Source organism: Streptomyces sp. NPDC058246 (assembly GCF_042881985.1).
Taxonomy (GTDB): domain Bacteria; phylum Actinomycetota; class Actinomycetes; order Streptomycetales; family Streptomycetaceae; genus Streptomyces.
In genome coordinates, this window is the sequence record NZ_JBHVWZ010000027.1 from 84,527 (window position 1) to 102,228 (window position 17,702).

Annotated in this window: 14 protein-coding genes; 6 read left to right on the top strand and 8 right to left on the bottom strand. The window is 72.9% G+C overall.

Annotated elements, in window-relative coordinates; genetic code table 11:
* Positions 1-167 precede the first annotated feature (167 nt).
* Complete coding sequence (locus ACFVXA_RS30825) at positions 168-1,661, bottom strand: VWA domain-containing protein (RefSeq protein ID WP_390027817.1); 1,494 nt, start codon at positions 1,659-1,661, stop codon at positions 168-170.
* A 232-nt stretch (positions 1,662-1,893) separates the two neighbouring features.
* Here ACFVXA_RS30825 and ACFVXA_RS30830 point away from each other — a divergent pair, with 232 nt between their 5' ends.
* Positions 1,894-3,972 carry a PhoX family protein gene (locus ACFVXA_RS30830; protein ID WP_390027819.1) on the top strand — a complete coding sequence of 693 codons (2,079 nt, stop codon included), beginning with the start codon at positions 1,894-1,896 and terminating at the stop codon, positions 3,970-3,972.
* 77 nt (positions 3,973-4,049) lie between these two features.
* Here ACFVXA_RS30830 and ACFVXA_RS30835 read toward each other — a convergent pair whose 3' ends face one another.
* From ACFVXA_RS30835 to ACFVXA_RS30845, 3 genes are all read right to left on the bottom strand, one after another.
* Positions 4,050-5,984: an FUSC family protein gene (locus tag ACFVXA_RS30835; RefSeq protein WP_389751926.1), complete on the bottom strand. Its 1,935-nt coding sequence runs from the start codon at positions 5,982-5,984 to the stop codon at positions 4,050-4,052.
* A gap of 72 nt (positions 5,985-6,056) precedes the next feature.
* Positions 6,057-7,067 carry an endonuclease/exonuclease/phosphatase family protein gene (locus ACFVXA_RS30840; RefSeq protein ID WP_390027821.1) on the bottom strand — a complete coding sequence of 337 codons (1,011 nt, stop codon included), beginning with the start codon at positions 7,065-7,067 and terminating at the stop codon, positions 6,057-6,059.
* Between the two features lie 233 nt (positions 7,068-7,300).
* Positions 7,301-8,089, bottom strand: coding sequence for an alpha/beta fold hydrolase (locus ACFVXA_RS30845; protein ID WP_390027824.1), 789 nt, complete (start codon positions 8,087-8,089; stop codon positions 7,301-7,303).
* Positions 8,090-8,265: 176 nt separating this feature from the next.
* Between ACFVXA_RS30845 and ACFVXA_RS30850 the strand changes: the two genes are divergently transcribed.
* Positions 8,266-9,597, top strand: coding sequence for a PLP-dependent aminotransferase family protein (locus tag ACFVXA_RS30850; RefSeq protein ID WP_362022291.1), 1,332 nt, complete (start codon positions 8,266-8,268; stop codon positions 9,595-9,597).
* Here ACFVXA_RS30850 and ACFVXA_RS30855 read toward each other — a convergent pair.
* Together ACFVXA_RS30855 and ACFVXA_RS30860 are read right to left on the bottom strand one after the other, a co-directional pair.
* The gene (locus tag ACFVXA_RS30855) at positions 9,512-10,411 is read right to left on the bottom strand and encodes a hypothetical protein (protein WP_389751920.1); all 900 of its coding nucleotides are present in this window, start codon (positions 10,409-10,411) and stop codon (positions 9,512-9,514) included. The genes ACFVXA_RS30850 and ACFVXA_RS30855 overlap by 86 nt on opposite strands.
* Positions 10,412-10,810: 399 nt before the next feature.
* Positions 10,811-11,257 carry a hypothetical protein gene (locus ACFVXA_RS30860; RefSeq protein WP_384400827.1) on the bottom strand — a complete coding sequence of 149 codons (447 nt, stop codon included), beginning with the start codon at positions 11,255-11,257 and terminating at the stop codon, positions 10,811-10,813.
* A 107-nt stretch (positions 11,258-11,364) separates the two neighbouring features.
* Between ACFVXA_RS30860 and ACFVXA_RS30865 the strand changes: the two genes are divergently transcribed.
* The 3 genes from ACFVXA_RS30865 (at position 11,365) to ACFVXA_RS30875 (ending at position 14,566) form a co-directional block, all read left to right on the top strand.
* A complete protein-coding gene (locus ACFVXA_RS30865) occupies positions 11,365-12,024 on the top strand; it encodes an NAD(P)H-binding protein (protein WP_362022283.1) in 660 nt (219 codons plus the stop codon).
* Between the two features lie 29 nt (positions 12,025-12,053).
* On the top strand, positions 12,054-13,247 hold the full coding sequence (locus ACFVXA_RS30870) for a PP2C family protein-serine/threonine phosphatase (protein ID WP_384022197.1): 1,194 nt from the start codon (positions 12,054-12,056) through the stop codon (positions 13,245-13,247).
* A gap of 116 nt (positions 13,248-13,363) precedes the next feature.
* Positions 13,364-14,566 carry a hypothetical protein gene (locus ACFVXA_RS30875; RefSeq protein ID WP_383908032.1) on the top strand — a complete coding sequence of 401 codons (1,203 nt, stop codon included), beginning with the start codon at positions 13,364-13,366 and terminating at the stop codon, positions 14,564-14,566.
* Between the two features lie 3 nt (positions 14,567-14,569).
* Here ACFVXA_RS30875 and ACFVXA_RS30880 read toward each other — a convergent pair whose 3' ends face one another.
* Together ACFVXA_RS30880 and ACFVXA_RS30885 are read right to left on the bottom strand one after the other, a co-directional pair.
* Complete coding sequence (locus ACFVXA_RS30880) at positions 14,570-15,811, bottom strand: amidohydrolase (protein ID WP_390027827.1); 1,242 nt, start codon at positions 15,809-15,811, stop codon at positions 14,570-14,572.
* 28 nt (positions 15,812-15,839) lie between these two features.
* On the bottom strand, positions 15,840-16,007 hold the full coding sequence (locus tag ACFVXA_RS30885; RefSeq protein WP_362022272.1) for a hypothetical protein: 168 nt from the start codon (positions 16,005-16,007) through the stop codon (positions 15,840-15,842).
* 152 nt (positions 16,008-16,159) lie between these two features.
* Between ACFVXA_RS30885 and ACFVXA_RS30890 the strand changes: the two genes are divergently transcribed.
* Complete coding sequence (locus tag ACFVXA_RS30890) at positions 16,160-17,503, top strand: helix-turn-helix domain-containing protein (RefSeq protein WP_383744434.1); 1,344 nt, start codon at positions 16,160-16,162, stop codon at positions 17,501-17,503.
* The last annotated feature ends 199 nt before the right edge of the window (positions 17,504-17,702 follow it).

The following is a 17,702-nucleotide window of genomic DNA, read 5'->3' on the forward strand; positions in this document are numbered from 1 at the left end:
TCCCAAGTCGCTACGTGGGGTGACGATCGTCGGTTTTCGGGTCGGCGGGTCGTCGTCGGTGAACCTTGAAATCGTAGCCGACATGGGTGGGCCGCCCGCTTCCCGTTCTGATGGGTGGGAAGGGAGCGGCCCGGTCTGCCATGGGTGTGGCGGGTGGCGGCTGGGGGTCAGGGGCGCCAGTTCTCCAGCACGCCCTCGTAGACCTCGGCGTCCGTCAGCTCGCGCGGGGTCGGGCCCGCGTGGAAGAAGGCGGTGTTGTCGGTCTTCAGTTTGCGGAGGTAGTCGAAGGCCTTGTTGTCGTGCTCGCCGAAGGCGACGAAGGAGAAGAAGACGCCCGGGTGGTCCTTCGCCGCGTCCGTGAGGGACTGGGTGGCGGGGGTCTTGGCGTCGGGGGCGCCGTCCGTCTGGAAGATCACCAACGCCGGGTCCGTGGTGCCGGACTTCTGGTGGTGGGTGAGGATCTCTTCGACGGCGGCGTGGTAGCTGGTACGGCCCATACGGCCGAGCCCCGCGTGCAGGTCGTCGATCTTGTTCTCGTACTCGGTGAGGGTGAGCTCGCCGGTGCCGTCCAGCTCCGTGGAGAAGAAGACGACGTGGACGGTCGACTCCGGGTCGAGGTGGGCGGCGAGGGCGAGGGCCTGCTCGCCGAGGGCCTGGGCGGAGCCGTCCTTGTAGTACGGGCGCATGCTGGCGGAGCGGTCGAGGACGAGGTAGGTCTTGGCGCGGGTGCCGGTGAGGTCCCGCGTCTTGAGCGCGGTACCCGCTTCCTTGTACGCCGTTACCAGGCCTGGGGCTCGGGACTTCACGCGGGTGAGGGGGACGGCGGGCTTGACGGGGGTGTCCGCCTCCACGTCTGCCTCTGCCTCTGCGTCGGGCTCGGCCTCTGCCTCGGGTGCGGCGTCGGGCTCCGGTGCGGGTGCCGGTGCGGGCTCCGGTGCGGCCTCGGCTTCGCCTTCGGCCTGGTCGTCTTTCCCGCCCGCACCGCCCGTGCTGCTTTCGTCGTCGGGTGCGGGTGGCCCCTGTGGGGCCTGATCGCCGTCGGCGGCTGCCGACTCGTCCGCCTCCGCGGTGACCGGCTGGTCCGCCTCAGCGGCGACCGGCTGGTCCGCCTTTGCGGCGACCGGCTCGGGCTCCTCAGCGGCGACCGGCTCCACCACGGGCTCGGCCTCCGCCACCGGCTCGGGCTCGGCCACAGGCTCAGGCTCGACCTCGGCCGCGGGCTCCGCCACCGGCTCGGGCTCGGCCTTCGCCACCGGCTCAGGCTCGGCCTCCGCCGCGAGATCCGGCTCGGGCTGGGCCTCGGCCACCGGCTCAGCCTCGGCCACCGGCTCAGGCTCGGCCTTCGCCGCCGGCTCCGTCGGTGCTGTCTGCTTCGGGACCGTCACGTTGTCGAAGGCGGCCGACACCAGCTCGTCCACGACCGACGACTTCGGCTCGGACGAAGGGGACGGAATCTTCGGCTTGGTCTCGGGTTCGGCCTTCCGTGCGGGGGTCAGCTCGGCCTCCCGTGCGGGGGTCAGCTCGGCCTCCTCGGAGGGGGCCGGCTCGGTGGACGGGGACGGAACCGTCGGGGACGTCGCCTCTCGCGAGGTCTCCGCGTCGGCGTCACGACCCTTGCGTGAGCGGCCGAACGCATTCCGCAGGAGAGTGAGAATGCCCATGTGCGCAACCCTTCGCGTGAGTTGATGCCCGTCAATCCCTGGCCAGGACGGACACGTAAGGTTAGCGGCCGTCGCCAGTGATCTTGGGCAGGGGCGGGGGCCCGTGACGCCGTCGTGTCAACACCCCTACCGCTCCCTCGGGTTCACTCTTCGTTAACCGGAGTGCAGCCTTCCTGCACGCACGTCCCCCTAGCGTCACGCTCACACCAAGGGATCGTATGGGGAGAGTAAAGTGCGCAAACTGCTGCCGTTGATCGGAACGCCGGGAACGACAGGAACACATCCCGGCGGGCGCTCCGCCCTGACCTGTCGGTTCCGCTGTGGTGACGCCTGCTTCGACGAGGTGCCCAACACCAGCGACAACACGTACGTCGGCGACGTCATCGCCGGCGCGCTCAGCCGCCGCTCGATGATGCGCGCCGCGGCCGTCGTGACGGTGGCCACGGCGACGGGCGCGGCGGTCGTCGGCACCGGCGCCGCCGAGGCGGCAGCCGCCGAGGCGTCCGGCGCTCGCACCGCCGCCACCACCAAGGGCGCGCGCGGGCTGCGCTTCGCGCCCGTCGCTCCGAACACCACCGACGCCGTCGTCATCCCTCCCGGATACGGACAGAACGTCGTCGTCCGATGGGGCGAGCCCATCCTCCGCGGTGCCCCCGCCTTCGACCCGGAGAACCAGACCGGCGAGGCCCAGGCGGGCCAGTTCGGCTACAACAACGACTTCCTCGCACTCCTCCCGCTGCCCGGTGAGCGCGGCCGGCAGCTTCTCGTCGCCAACCACGAGTACACCGACGAGATCCTGATGTTCCGTGGCTACGACGCCGAGAACCCCACCCGTGACCAGGTCGAGGTCGCCTGGGCCGCGCATGGTCTGTCCGCCGTCGTCGTCGAGGGCGACCACCGCACCGGCAGGCTCACCGCCGTCCCCCGCCATCCCCTCAACCGTCGCGTCACCGCCACCACCGAGTTCCGGCTCACCGGCCCCGCCGCCGGCTCGGATCTGCTGAAGACCTCCGCCGATCCGACCGGGCGCAAGGTCCTCGGCACCCTCAACAACTGCTCGGGCGGGACCACACCGTGGGGGACCACCCTCCACGGCGAGGAGAACTTCAACCAGTACTTCGCCAACAGCAGCCGAGCCACGGACAAGCGGTACGGGATCGGGACGGGCGCCACCGAGCGCAAGTGGGAGCGTTTCGACCGGCGGTTCGACGTCGCCCAGGAGCCCAACGAGGTGCACCGCTTCGGGTACGTCGTCGAGTTCGACCCGTACGACCCGGCCTCGACGCCCCGCAAGCACACCGCGCTCGGCCGCTTCAAGCACGAGGCCGCGACCGTCCGGCTGACGGAGGACGGCCGTCCGGTCGTCTACACCGGCGACGACGAGCGTTTCGACTACTTCTACAAGTTCGTCGGCAGCAAGCGCATGAAGAAGGGGGCGAGCAGGGCCGTCCGCGAGCACAATCTCTCGCTTCTCGACGAGGGCACGCTGTACGTCGCCCGGCTGACCGGCGACTCCCCGGCCACCGACATCGACGGCAGCGGGAAGCTGCCGGCCGACGGCGCGTTCGACGGGAGCGGGGAGTGGATCCCGCTGGCCACCGCGACCGCCGACGGCGCCGTGTCGCACGTCGACGGGATGACGGCCGACGAGGTCTTCGTCTTCACCCGGCTCGCCGGTGACAAGGTCGGCGCGACCAAGATGGACCGGCCCGAGGACATCCAGCCCTCGCCGCACACCGGCAAGGTCTATGTCGTGCTCACCAACAACACCAACCGCGGCAGGACCGGATTCGCCGCCGCCGACGAGGCCAACCCGCGCAACTCCAACAAGCACGGGCACATCCTGGAGCTGACCGAGGCCCGCGGCCGCGCCGAGGCCACCGCCTTCGGCTGGTCGCTCTTCCTGGTCGCGGGCGACCCGAACGACCCGGCCACCTACTTCGCGGGCTTCCCGAAGGACAAGGTCAGCCCGATCTCCTGCCCGGACAATGTGGCCTTCGACCCGCACGGCAACCTGTGGATCTCCACCGACGGCAACCAACTCGGCTCGCACGACGGTCTGTTCGGCGTCGCGACCAAGGGCGAGCGGCGGGGTGAGCTCAAGCAGTTCCTGACCGTGCCGACCGGCGCGGAGACCTGCGGGCCGATCGTCCAGGACCGGCGCGTGCTCGTCGCCGTCCAGCACCCGGGTGAGATCGACGGCGCCTCCGTCGAGAAGCCGGCGAGCGTCTGGCCCGACGGGCCCGGGAAGATCGTCCGCCCGGCCGTGGTCGCGGTGTGGCGCACGGACGGCTGCGACGTGGGGGTCTAGCGGTACGGAGACGGAGTACGTACGACGGCGGGGGCGCGCCTTGTACCGAGGGGTGCCCCCGCCTTTCGTACGCGGGATCAGTGCGGTGACGCGATCGCCCGTGCCGCCGCGACCTCCTGGCGGAGCGGTTCGAGCACGCTGCCCGAGGGGCCGGTGAGATCCGTGCGGACGGCGACGAGGACTTCGGTCTCGCGCAGGCCCTCGGCCAGCTCCCGGAGCTGGAGGGCGACGTGGGCGACCTCGGCGGCGGACGGCCCGGGTGCGCCCTGTTTGACGCGGACGCGGGCCGCGGTGGTCGCGTCCACGATCCGTTCGGCGGCGACCACGAGCGGCCACCAGGCGGCGGCGCGGCGCCCGGTGTGCGGCGGTTCGGTCAGGGCGCGCTGGAACTCGGTGCGGATGGCGGAGAGGTCGCGGTAGAGGCGGCGCCTTCGGCGGGCGCGGGCGGCCGGGTCGGCGCCGTCCGCGAACGCCAGCTCCACATAACCGGCGGTGTCCGCGACGGTGTCCGCGAGCCGGTCGCCGACGCGGCTGTGCCAGCTCTCCGGCCACAGCAGATACCCGGCGACGAGGGCGATCGCGCAGCCGATGAGGGAGTCGACCAGGCGCGGGACGAGCAGCCCGGTGCCCTGGTTGTTGAGGACGTCGGAGAGCAGCAGGATCACCGGGGTGATGGCGGCGGTCTGATAGCCGTAGCCGCGCGGGGTGAACGCCGGGATGAGCGGCCCGAGGAGGAGCAGGACGGACACGTCCCACCAGCCGGGCGGCACGACGGTGAGGACCGCGGCGGCGACGACGAGCCCGACGACCGTGCCCAGCGCGCGCAGCAGCGCCCGGGAGAACACCGACCCGAAGTCGGGCTTCATCACGAAGGTGATGGTGAGGGTTACCCAGTACGAGCGGGGCACCGGGAGGGTCGAGACCAGTACCTGGGCGAGGCCGATGCACAGGGCCAGCCGAAGGCCGTAGCGCCAGGAGGCGGCGGACAGCGCGACGTTGCGGGCGGCGCGGGCGGCGCGGACGCGCAGGCCGGCGGGCCGGCCGAGGCGGTCGTCGAGGATGTGCGGGTCCGGTGCCTGGTCGGTCACGACGTCGGCGGCGTGCCGCAGGGCGTGGTCGACGGCGCGCGCGGTCTCGTTGACGGGGGTGGGCAGGTGGAGCCCTGTCGGTCCCGTGCAGCCGGTCTCCACGGCGTCGGCGAGACGGCGTACGGCGGCGGGGATCGCGGCGGCCATCGGTTCGCCGTAGTGGTGGGCGGCGGGGGCGGCCTCGACGACGGGTGTGAGGGCGTTCAGCTGGGCGAGCAGCCGGACGAGGTCGGGGCTGCGGCCGTGGTGGAAGGCGCGCCGGGCGAGGACGAGGTCGTACGACTGGTTGAGGGACTCGGTGACGGTGAAGCGCAGGTCGTCGTAGGCGTCGGTGCCGCTCGCGGCGAGCAGGTCGGCGACCGTCCGGTAGGTGCTCGCGACGGCGGCCCGCTCCGGCACCCCCGACCGCAGCGGCCAGGCGAGCAGCGCCAGGGCGAGGACGAGGAGCCCGCCGCCGGACATCAGCAGCGGCGCCAGCCACCACTGCCCGGGCAGCGGAAGTCCGGTGCCGATCGAGCAGTTCAGGAGCAGCAGCAGTCCGGACACGGAGGCCACGGCGCCGATCGTCGAGATCATCCCGGAGACCAGCGCGACCGCGGTGACGGCGGCGACGGTGAGCCAGCCGCGCCCGAGGGCGAGCGCGCCGATCGTGACGCCGACCGCGCCGAACAGCTGCGGTACGGCGATGTTGAGGATCCGCATGCGGTAGGCGTCCGCGGTGTCACTGATGACCCCGGACAGGGCGCCCATGGAGCCGAGCGCGCCGTAGGCCGGCTGTCCGGCGGCGAGGCCGATGGCGAGCGGGAGGGCCAGGGCGACGGCGGCACGGGCGACGGCGGCCCAGTTGACGGACGCCCGCTGCGGTTGGAGGTTCCTGACCAGCCAGTCGGGAGGCGTGAGGCCGATGGGGAACTCTCTGGGCATGTCCCCAAGTATGGCTGTCGTGCGGGGCGGCCCCGGCTCACCCGGCGGGGCCGCCCTCGTCGCATTCCTGCCTCATGTGCGCTGGTGGAGCGTGAGATCGACGACGAGGGCGCGGTGGTCGGTGCCCGTGACGCGCGGGAACGTCGCCCCGTCCGCGGAGAGGTCCGCGGAGACGAGGACATGGTCGATCTGCGCGCCCAGCGTGGGGGTGGTCCGTGCGGGCCAGCTCGGGGTGCGCGGGTCCCCGGCGAGGCGGGCGCCGTCGCGCAGACCGGTGTCGAGGATGCGGCGGAACGCCGCGTGGTCCTGGGAGGCGTTGAAGTCCCCGGCGAGGATCGTGGGGTCCTCGCTCGCCGCGGCGTAGTCGCGCAGCTCGCCGAGTTCGCGCCGCCAGACGTCGAGCTGTCCGGGGAGCGGGGGCATGGGATGGGCGAGTTGCAGCCGCACGGCGTGTCCGCGCACGTCGGCGACGGCTCCCGGCATGCCCATGGTCCCGCGCACGCCGTCGGCCGCCTTCAGCGGGAACCGGCTCATGATGACGGACCCGTCGGACCCGGCGCCCTCGACGGCCTCCCGGTACGGATAGGCCCCGCCGCTCCCCCCGAAGGCGTCCCGCAGCGCCCGCGAACACCCGTACTCGCACTCCTCCACGAACAGGATGTCGGGCTTCTCCCGCCGTACGACGGGGATCAGCGCGTCCGTCCCCCGTCCGAACTCCACGTTGGAGGTCATGACCCGCAGCTCGGCGAGGGGAGTTCCGCCGGGCTCGCCGGTCTTCCCGTACGGCTCGACGAACCAGGCGACGCAGCCCAGCACGGCCACTCCCCACACCATGCCGACCCGCCACCGCGCGAGCAGCGCCAGCAGCAGTCCGAACCCCGTGGGCACCAGCAGCCACGGCAGAAAGGCCAGTAGCTGCGGTACGGGCGTGATCCCGTCGGTGTCGGCCGCCCGGCACCCGACGACGACACTCACCCCGGCCAGCGAAAGCCCGGCCGCCCAGGGCGCGACCGACCGCCCGGTGTGCCGGCGCCCCCCGACCGGTCTCTCCGAGCTCGTCCACTCGGCCGCCGCAGTGTCCAAGGCCCGGCCCTCCGCTCGTCCGCCCGTCCGTGGGGGTGCCCGAATCCTCCCTCAAAGACGGGGTGCGGCGGCGGAGGGTTGCCCCGTCCACCGGATCATGGGGGCTTCCGGGTGATGGAGGGCTTCCTGGGCCTGGCGGCTTCCGGGGCATGAAGGCTTCCCGGGCCGGGGGACTTCCGGGGCATGAGGGCCTCCCGGGCAAGGGGACTTCCCGGTCATGGGGGCCTTCCGGGTCAGGGACGGCTTTCGAGCCCGGCCAGGAAGTCCGCCAGCACCCCGTTGAACTCCTCCGCCCGCTCCAGGTTCGGCATGTGGGCCGCCGACTCGACGACGTGGAGCGTGGAGTCGGGGAGCGCCGCGTGCAGCGCCGCCGCGTCGGCGACGGGGGTGTACTCGTCGTCGGCGCCCACGACGACTAGGGCGGGGACGGTGACCCGGGTCAGCAGGTCGCGGTAGTCGGGGCGTTCCGCCCGGCCCCGCAGGGCGGCCGCCGCGCCCTCGGGGGGCGTCGAGGTCATCATGCGGTGCACGTGCGCCGCGACCTCCGCGTCCGCGTACGGCGCCACCATCTTGTGCAGCACCTCGTCGGCGTACCCGCGCATCCCCTCGCGCAGCAGCCGGTCCGCCATCTCGTTCCGGACCTTCTTGCCCTCCGGTGTCTCGGCCGACGCGAAGGTGTCCGCGAGGACCAGCCCCCGGATCCGCGCGGGGAACTGCCGGTAGCACTCCATGACGATCTGGCCGCCCATGGAGAGCCCGGCCAGGACGAATTCCGCCACGCCCAGCTCGTCCAGCAGCGCCGCGACGTCCTCCGCGAAGGCCGACAGGGGAGTGACCCCGGGGATCACGGGGGACGCGCCGTAGCCGCGCAGATCCGGGGCGATCACGCGCCGCCCTGCGGCGAACGCGGTGATCTGCGGAGCCCACATGGTGTGGTCGAAGGGGTGGCCGTGGATCAGGACGAGGGGCAGCGCCGTCGAGCCGGCGCCCCCTCGGTCCTCGTATGCGAGGAAGGGTGCCATGGCCACGACCCTAGGCACGCCCAACTCCTCGGTGCAATAAGATCCTTGCCCTCGGTGCAATCCCGTTCCGGGGCGCGGGAAGGGGGAAGGGGGAAGGGGGAATGCGGTGGAGGACCAGGGGCCGAGGGCCAGGGGTGAAGGACGAGGGATGAAGGACGAGGGATGAAGGACCAGGGATGAAGGACTACCGGCGGATCGCCGACCGGATCGCCGACGACATCGCCGCCGGGCGGCTCAGGCCCGGTGAACGGCTGCCCCCGCAGCGGGTGTTCGCGCGCCGCCGCGGGATCGCCGGATCGACGGCGGGGCGGGTGTACGGCGAGCTGGTGCGGCGCGGACTGGTCGTCGGCGAGGTCGGGCGCGGCACCTTCGTCCGGGCCGCGCCGCCCGCCTCGGGCCGCGCGCTCGCCGAACCGGCGACCACCGCGTCGGTCAACCTGGAGCTCAACTACCCTTCCGCGCCCGGCCAGTCGGAGCTCCTCGCCGCCGCCCTGGCCCCGCTGCTGCGCCCCGACGTCCTCACGGAGGCGCTGCGCCCCGCGCCCGCCACCGGCACGCCCGCCGCCCGCGAGGCCGCTGCCTCCCTCCTCGCCACCCCGCGCTGGCGCCCCGAGCCGTCCCGGCTGGCCTTCGCGGGCAACGCCCGGCAGGCCATCGCCGCCGCGCTCGCCTCCCTCGTACGGCCCGGAGGCCGCCTCGGCATCGAGTCCCTGACGTATCCCCTGGTCAAAGAGATCGCGACGCGTCTGGGCATCACGCTGGTCCCGCTGCGCATGGACGCGGACGGGCTGCGCCCGGAGGCGGTCGCGGCCGCCCACCGCTCGACGCCGCTCTCCGCCGTGTACGTCCAGCCGACCCTGCACAACCCGACGTCGGTGACGATGGGGGACCGCCGCAGACGCCAACTGGCCGCTGTCGTACGGGACATGGACCTCCCGGTCGTCGAGGACCGCATCTGGTCCTTCCTCCACGACGGCCCGCTCGACCCGCTCGCCGCGTACGCCCCCGAGCGCACGTACGTCGTCGACGGCCTCTCCAAGCGCGTCGCCCCGGGACTCACGGTCGGCTTTCTCGTCGCCCCGCAGGAGCGGGTCGAGCGCGTGTCCGCCGCGCTGCGCTCGGGCGGGTGGACCGCGAGCCGCTTCGCCCTGGAGGCGGCGGTGCGCTGGATCGCCGACGGCACGGTGGAGCACCTGGTGCACGCCAAGCGGGCGGACGCGGCGGCCCGGCAGCTGCTGGTCGCCGAACATCTCGGCGAGTACATCGTGCACTCCGATCCGCGTGGGTATCACGCCTGGTGGGAGCTGCCGTCCCGCTGGCGGGCGGACCCCTTCGTCGCGGCGGCGGCCGAGCGGGGGATGGCGATCACGCCGGGTTCCGCCTTCACCGTCCCGGCGCCCGGCACGCGGACGCGGGACTGTGTCAGGCTCGGACTCGCGTCGACTCCTCCGCCGGAGCTTGCGCGAGCGCTTCGGACGCTCGCCGGTATCGCGCGTACACGCCCGTGACCAGGGCGGTCACAGCCACCGCGAGGCCCAGGGCCAACAGCAGCCAGGAGACCAGCCGGAGGGTGTCCGTGAGGGCGTCGTACACCGCGCCCGCGGCCGTGCGGGACACGTCGGGCGGCAGGTCGGCGAGGGTGAGCCGGCGCCCCACGGCGATCGCGACGCCGAGGAGGGCCGCGCCCAGCGCGGTGCCGAGCCCGGTCGCCAGCACGGCGCGGCGGCGGCACACCGCGACGAGGATGCCCGTGAGGGCGAAGACGACCGCGGCGACGGGCAGCCAGAAACCAGCGACTTCGAGCACGTGGAACCCCTTCCGGAACCGCGCCAGATCCTCCGCCTCCAGCACCGTGAACTCGGTGTGCTCGACGGGGATCCGGTTCGCCAACGGCATGTGGCCATGGGTGAGTTCACGCTTCACCCGCTCGGTGACGGGTGCGAGGTCGACGGTCACCGGCCCCTCGCTGTCGTCGCGCAGCGCCCGCATCACGGCGTCGTGCGCGGCCATGTTGGCGGCCTCCCACGCCGTGCGGTACGCCTCGGTCTCGGTGAACGAGCGCACCGCGTCCCGTACGAAGTGGTTCACCGGTCCCTGGAGCCGGGGCCGTACGTGGACTTCGCGCAGGATCCCGTCGGTGACGTTGGCCGCGATCGCGTCGCGTACGTCGGCGTCGGTGGCGAGCGGCGCCATCGTCTCCTCGTACCGCCCGGAGTCGCCGATCCCGTACATCGCCCAGGTCGACAGCGCGCCGAGCGGCGTGAGCAGGCAGGCGAGGACGATCAGTACGGCCGACAGAGCGCTCCTGACACGTGGGGACACTCCCCCAGGCAAGGCCCAAAGGCCGCCTTGTGCGAGCGGTTTGACTGCAAATGGGCGCATATGACAAGCCGAACGGGGACCTGGTCGGCACCGGGCTCTCGCCCGCTCCGGTGGAGGCCTCGCCCGAACGGGTGTTTCCTGGTTCTGAGGACAAGGAGGCCGAGAGGCGCACCACTCCGGCCCTCCTCTTCGGCCCGTGGAGCCGGAGCCCGAGGAGCGGCGCTTCCAGCTCCTGGGACTCGCGTCCCAGGGGGTAGGTGAGTGAGGGAGACGCACGGGGTCCCGGCGTGATGCCGGGACCCCGTGCGCCATGGTTCACGCCCCGGCGCCCGGCGCGTCGGCTCCGGCCGCGTCAGCGACCTCTCCGGACGACACACCTGGTCTCTCGGGACGACGCACCTAGTGCGGAGCGGGATGCCCCTCCGCGTCCTCGTGCGTGTAGTAGCGGTAGAAGGCCACCGCGAACACGCCCGCCGCGACCGCCAGCGCCATGACCGTGGACCGCAGGACGGTCGCGCCGGTCTGGCTGTACAGGAATCCGAACGTGATGCCCGCGAACGCGGTCCACAGCAGCGCGTGCAGTTCGCGCCTCATCAGCGGCGCCATCATGCGTATGCCGATGTAGAACGCCGCGACGACGATGGCGCACACGAAACCGAACAGGATGTTCCAGCCCGTGATCGGGCCGCCGCTGCGGTTGATGGCCGCGGCCCAGTAGCCGTAGATGAGCCCGCCGACGACGGGCACCGCCCACCTCGCGATGGCGTGGGTGCGCGCGTCGAAGACATCGGTCTCGTTGGTCCCTGGTGTCCTCGGGGCGGGTGACGCCGGTGCCGCATGAGCCATGGGAGCACTCCTCTCTCCTCGCCCCCTCCGCCTTCCAGAGCACACCTCGCCGGCACGCCTGGCAAGTCGGGATGCGGCGGCTCTGACCCCGTGTTTCGCTGAGTTTCATGAAGCTCGTTCTCTTCGGCGCCACCGGCATGGTCGGCACCCGTATCGCCACAGAGGCGTCGGCGCGCGGACACCAGGTCATCGCGGTGAGCCGGTCCGGTCAGTCCCCGGTCCCCGGGGTCGTCGCGACGGCCGGGGACGCCTCGGACGCCGCGAAGGTGGCGGAGCTGGCGGCAGGCGCGGACGCGGTGGCGTCGGCCTGCGTGCCGCCGCGCGACGGCAAGGATCCCCGCGGGCGGTTCCTGGCGCTCAACGAGGGGCTGGTGGAGGGCGTACGGCAGGCCGGAGTGCGGCGGCTGCTGGTCGTCGGCGGCGCGGGCAGCCTGGAGGTCGCGCCCGGCCAGACGGCGACCGACCAGCCCGGCTTCCCCGACGCCTACCTCCCGGAGGCCCTCGCCCACCGCGACGTCCTCGCCTTCTACCGCTCGCTCGGCGGCGACGGTGACAACGGTGAGGACGGCCTGGACTGGACCTACGTCTCACCCGCCGCGGAGATCGCCCCGGGCGAGCGTACGGGCACGTTCCGTATCGGCGGCGACCGGATGCTCACCGACGACCGCGGCAACAGCCGGATCAGCGCCGAGGACTACGCGATCGCCTTCGTCGACGAGCTGGAGAAGGACGCCCACCCACGGGCCCGGATGTCGGTCGCGTACTGAAGCGCACGAGGACGAGGCGGTACGGCGAGGTGGGTACCCGAAGACCCTTACTCGCCCCGCCGCCGCCCGACGAGCGGCCGGACGCCGTGCAGCGGCAGCAGCTGCTGCGGGTGCGTGGCCGCAGCGTGGCATGGCTGCCGCCGCTGCTCCTGCTCGTCGTCATCGCGGTGCTCGACTGGAACACCTCGGGCGAGTTCCGGATCATCTCCTGGATCGTGCTCGTGCCCGGTATCGCGGCGGCGATCTGCGGGGTGTGGGGCACGGCGGCGCTCGCGGTGCTGTCGCTGATCACCTACGTCACCGTGGACACCTCCTGGCCGCACCAGTACCAGACGGGCCTGCCCGACTTCATCCTCGTCGCCATCGGCGGCGTCCTCGCCGTCCTCGCCTGCGCGGTCCGGGTCCGCGGCGAGCAGCGCATGCTGCACATGCAGGACATCGCCGAGACCACCCGGCGCACCGTGCTGCGCCCGCTGGCGCCCGGCTGGGGCGACCTCGACCACGCGGCCGTGTATCTGGCCGCCGACAGCGAGGCCCGGGTCGGCGGCGACTTCTACGACATCCAGCCGGGCCTGCACGGCACCCGCGTCCTGCTCGGCGACGTCCAGGGCAAGGGGCTCGCCGCGGTGGAGACGGCGGCGGCGCTGCTCGGCACGTTCCGCGAGACGGCGTACCACGAACCCCTCCTGCACACCGTCGCCGACCGTCTGGAGATCCGGATGCAGCGGCACCTGCGCTACAGCGCGGAGCTCGGGCGGGACCACGGCGACCGCTTCGCCACCGGAGTCCTGATCGGCTTCCCGGCCACATCCCCGGACACCGCGGACACCGCGGGCACCGCGAGCACCCAGGACACCGTCGAGGTCGTCAACTTCGGCCATGAGCCGCCGCTCGTGGTCGCCCCCGACGGCGTGCGCGTGCTGCCGCCCGGCGAGGGACTGCCGCTCGGGCTCAGCGAGTTGGGGTACGGGTCGCCGCCCGTGCTGCGCGTCCCGCTGGCCCCCGGCGAGACGCTGCTGCTGGTCACCGACGGTGTGACGGAGGCCCGCGACGCCACCGGCGCCTTCTTCCCGCTGCGCGACAGACTCGCCCGCGCCCTGGCCAGGGACCCGCGCATCGTCGACCCTCGCCTGCTCGTGGGACTCGTCCGGGACGGCACGCTGCGGCACAGCGGGGGGCACTTGGCCGACGACACGACGATCTTCGCCGTACGACGCCGATAGCGCCCGAGACGGCCGGGACCGTCCGGCGACGGGCGGCCGTCTGCGGTCCTCGCGTCCCCCCTTTGCACCCGCAGCGGTTACGGTGCTGCCGTACGTGATCGATGGGGAGGGAACCTATGCCCGGAACCGTGCTGCTCCTCGCGGCCTCGCCGGTGGGCAAGGGGTGTCTGGTGGACGCGGCGTCCGTGCTCCCCGTCCTGGCGGCGGTGTCGCCCGCCGTACTGTCGGGCACCGACACCGCGAACGTCGTCGAACTGGCCGACCCGCTGGAGCCCCAGGCGGTGCTCACCCGCCTGCGCGCGGCGGCCACGGCCCCCGGCCCGCTCACGATGTTCGTGACAGGCCAGCTGCAACGGGACCGCCGCCAGCACCTGCCTCACCTGGCCCTCGCCCGTACCACCCCGGCGACGGTCCGCTACACCGCCTTCCCCTGGCACTGGATCACCGAGGAACTCCGGCTGCGGCCGCCGGGCACGACCACCCTCTTCGTCGACCTGCACACCGACGCGGAAACCTGGGACCAGCTCATCGCCCGCCCGCTGACGGCGGGTCCGGCCACCGCCCTGTACGGGCGGATCGCCCCGCCCCCGCCGCGCCGTACGGTGGCGTCACCGGCGTACATGCGCGCCGTCGCCACCATCCTCCGCAGCGGTTACCGGCCGCCGCCTGCGCAGCTTCACCAGCAGGCGCTGACCCGGGTGTCGGGCGACGGCGGAATCAGGGACCTGGTGCTGGCGCCCACCATGGGGTTCCCGGCGCCACCGCCGCTGCCCGTCCAGCCGCCCGCGGCGCCTTTGACCTCGGTGGATCCCGTGTATCCCATGTATCCCGCGGACTTGTATCCCGCGGACTCCGAGCTTTCCGAGCCTTCCTTGGATCGCGTGGATTCCATGGACCCGCACGAGGCCATCTCGACCGCCGTGCAGGCCGGACGGCACGGTGAGGCCGCCGAGCTGGCCGGTCGGCGGGAACGGGAGGCGCTGCGGACGTACGGGCCCGGCTCCGAGCAGGTGCTGCACTGGATGGAGGTGCGCGCGGACCTGGCGATGTTCGCCGGGGACGCGGAGCTCAGCTGCCGTACCTGGCTGGCGATCGCGAGCGCCCGCCTCGGCGCGCGGCAGGCCGCCGACGCCCCGGCCGTGGAGTCGGCAGTGGACCGCGCCCACCACCAGTGGGGCCGCGTCGACGATCCGGAGCGGGCCCGTGAACTCGGCTCCGCACTGGCCGACTTGAGGCTGCGGGTACCCGGCCGCCGGGAAGGCGCGCTGGACCACATCCAGCAGCAGCTGCGCCGGCTCCAGCTCCAGACGCAGGGCTGAGACTCACTCCACCGACAGCGAGGCCAGCGCCCCCGACACCAGCGTCCGTACGCCCGGCGCGACCGTGGACAGGTCGGGCGCGAAGTGCGGACTGTGATTACTGGGCACGGCCATGAGCCGCTCCAGGAGGTCGTCGCCCGAGGCCGCGCTCCAGACATCGGCCGGAGTGCTCGTCACGAACCAGTAGGAGTACGGCAGTCCGCCCTCCGCGAGGCGCGGGAAGTCCTCGCTGCCCATGGCCGGACCGGGGTCGAGGACCGTCCCGGCGCCGAAGACCTCGCCGTGCACGGCGGCGATACGGCGGTCGGTGTCGGGGTCGTTGACGGTCATCGGGAAGCTGCTGCCGACGGTGATCCCGGGCTCGCGCGGGCAGCCGGCGGCCGCGCACTCGCCGACCGCGATGCGGCGCACGGCGGCGATCATCCGCTCCCGCACCTCTTCGGACTGCGTACGGAGGTTGAGGGCGAGGCGGGCCTCGGACGGAATGATGTTGTGCCGCGATCCCGCCTCGATCCTCCCCACGGTCAGGACCGCCGACTCGCGTGCCGCGATCTCCCGGCTCACCACGGTCTGCAGCCGGGTCACGATGTACGCCGCCGTCACCACCGGGTCGACGGTCGTCTCCGGACGCGAGCCGTGCCCGCCGCGCCCGTGCACGACGATGTCGATGTCGGTGGAGGCGGACATGATCAGCCCGGGAGAGTGCGCGTAGAGCCCGGCGGGACCGGGCACGGCGTGCTGCGCGAGCAGGACGTCGGGCCGCGGAAACCGCTCGTAGAGGCGGTCCGCGAGCATCCCGGCCGCCCCCTCGCCCGTCTCCTCGGCGGGCTGCCCGAGGACGACCAGCGTGCCGGACCAGGTGTCGCGCCCGGCCGCGAGCGCGTCGGCGGCACCGGCCAGCCAGGTGACGTGCAGATCGTGACCGCAGGCGTGCATGACGCCGGATGTCTCGGAGGCGTACGGCAGCCCGGTCTCCTCCTGGACCGGGAGCGCGTCCATGTCGGCCCGGAGAAGAACCGTCGGCCCGTCCCCGTTCCGAAGGACGCCGACCACCCCCGTACCGCCCACCCCGTCGGCGGTGTCGTACCCGGCCTTCCGCAGCCGCCCGGCGAGAACCCCCGCCGTGCGGTTCTCCCGCAGGGAAAGCTCCGGGTGCCGATGCAGATCCCGGTAGAGCTCCTCCAGGGCCGGAACCGGAAGGTCGGCGGTGAGGTCGAGGGCGACACGAGCGGCGGCAGAGGTCACCCGGTCAGGGTATGCCCGCGCCTGCCGGTCAGGGGGTGGACGCGGGCGCGGAATCGTCGGCGTACTGGGCCTGCGAGGCGGGGTGGGGCTGTTCGGCCCGTGCCGGGCCCGCGTTGGCCGCCGTCACCAGGGCGGCGACCGCGATGACGGCCGCGCCGAACCCTCTGGAGTAGCGCGCGAAAACACGTCGGAGCACGGCGACCTCGCAACAACAGCGCAGTATTAAGCGAGCTTAATCCGCCGCTTAACGTAGGGGCTCCCGGCGCCCAAGAGCAAGAGGGTCAAGGAGAGTTGGATCATAGTCGGGAGTTGACTGAATGTAAGTCGACTTAATGGCATGCTTAATCCATGGCGGAGCGTGACGACCCGGAGATCATCGGGCGCAGGGTGCAACAGCTTCGTACGGCACGCGGGCTGACCCAGCGGCAACTGGCGGAACCCGTGTACACGCCCGCGTACATCTCCACCGTGGAGGCGGGGCGGGTCCGGGCCTCCGAGCCCGCGCTGCGGCACATCGCCGAGCGGCTCGGGGTGGCCTACGAGGAGATCACCACCGGCCGCCCCGCCCACCTCGCCACCGAACTACGGCTGCGCCTGACCGACGCCCAGCGCACGCTCGCCACCGGGGAGGCCGAGGTCGCGGCGGAGCAGTACACCGGGCTGCTGGCGGAGGCGGACGCGCACGGGCTGGCCGCCGAGCAGGCCGCGTCCCTCCTCGGGCTCGGCGAATGCGCCCTGGAGACGGGCGACCTCGCCACGGCGCGTGAGCGCTTCGAGGAATCCGAGCGGAGGATGGGCGACGCACCCTTACCGCAACGCGTACCCGCGATCCGGGGACGCGCCGTCTCCCACTACCTCGCCGGTGAACTCCGTTACGCCTGCTACCTGTTCGAGACCACCCTCGACGAACTCAATCGGACGGGGCTGCACGACCCGGACGCGCTCCTGCTGTTGTACACCGGGGTCATAGGGCCCTACATGGACATGGGCGCGCACGCCCGGGCCGCCCAGGCGGCCGAGTTCGCGCTCGCCCTCGCACCCCAGGTCGGCGACCCGGCGCTGGTGGCCCGGATGCACCGTTCGGTGGCGCGGACGATGATCGCCGAGGGGCGCGTCGCCGAGGCCGACGTCTCCCTCGCCAAGGCCGCCGAGCTCTACCGCCAGCTCCAGATCCGCACCGAGCTGGCCAACTGCCACTGGATGCGCGGGTACTTGTACGTCCAGAACGGCGAACTGGAGCGTGCCGAGGGCGAGTTGCGCGAGGCGCAGACCATGCTCTCCGCCAAGCGGGCCGCCCTCTACACCAGCCAGGTCGCGGTCGAACTGGCCGATGTGCTGCACCGGCGCGGCAAGTCCGACGAGGCCGCCGGGCTGCTCCGTGGGGTGCTCGGCGATCTGAGTCCCGAGCGCGGGGCCATCCACTCGGCCGGTGCGCACCGCCTGCTCGGCATCATCGCCGAGGACGCGCGGGACACGGAGGCCGCCGAGGAGCACTACGTGCGGGCGCTGAGCCTGCTGGAGCGGGCCGGGGCGGCGGGGGATCTTGCCGACCTGTGCCGGCTGCTGGGTGACCTTCTTCGCCGTACGGGACGGGTGGAGGCCGCGCTCGACGCGTACCGCACGGGACTGGGCCACCGCACGGCGCCCGGCACGACGACCCTGGGCCCCGCCCCGGCCCAGCCTCCGCTCTGATCGCGCCCTGTTTCAGCCCCTCCGGCGGCTGAGGAGAGGGGGGCCGGGGCGGCGCCCCCGGGTACGGGACGGATTGCGGGACGGATTGCGGGACGGATTGCGGGACGGACTGCGGGACGGGTACCAACCCCTCGGGCCGCCCCCGCCCGCACAGCCCCCTCTTTGCCGTTTCCGCGCCCCCGCACAGCACCCGTCGCTA

What these genes read in the sequence shown, in the direction of transcription:
- ACFVXA_RS30865 (WP_362022283.1), top strand. Translation starts at nt 11,365, where the DNA reads ATGAAGCTCGTTCTCTTCGGCGCCACCGGCATGGTCGGCACCCGTATC.
- ACFVXA_RS30860 (WP_384400827.1), bottom strand. Translation starts at nt 11,257, where the DNA reads ATGGCTCATGCGGCACCGGCGTCACCCGCCCCGAGGACACCAGGGACC.
- ACFVXA_RS30825 (WP_390027817.1), bottom strand. Translation starts at nt 1,661, where the DNA reads ATGGGCATTCTCACTCTCCTGCGGAATGCGTTCGGCCGCTCACGCAAG.
- ACFVXA_RS30835 (WP_389751926.1), bottom strand. Translation starts at nt 5,984, where the DNA reads ATGCCCAGAGAGTTCCCCATCGGCCTCACGCCTCCCGACTGGCTGGTC.
- ACFVXA_RS30890 (WP_383744434.1), top strand. Translation starts at nt 16,160, where the DNA reads ATGGCGGAGCGTGACGACCCGGAGATCATCGGGCGCAGGGTGCAACAG.
- ACFVXA_RS30845 (WP_390027824.1), bottom strand. Translation starts at nt 8,089, where the DNA reads ATGGCACCCTTCCTCGCATACGAGGACCGAGGGGGCGCCGGCTCGACG.
- ACFVXA_RS30850 (WP_362022291.1), top strand. Translation starts at nt 8,266, where the DNA reads ATGAAGGACTACCGGCGGATCGCCGACCGGATCGCCGACGACATCGCC.
- ACFVXA_RS30875 (WP_383908032.1), top strand. Translation starts at nt 13,364, where the DNA reads ATGCCCGGAACCGTGCTGCTCCTCGCGGCCTCGCCGGTGGGCAAGGGG.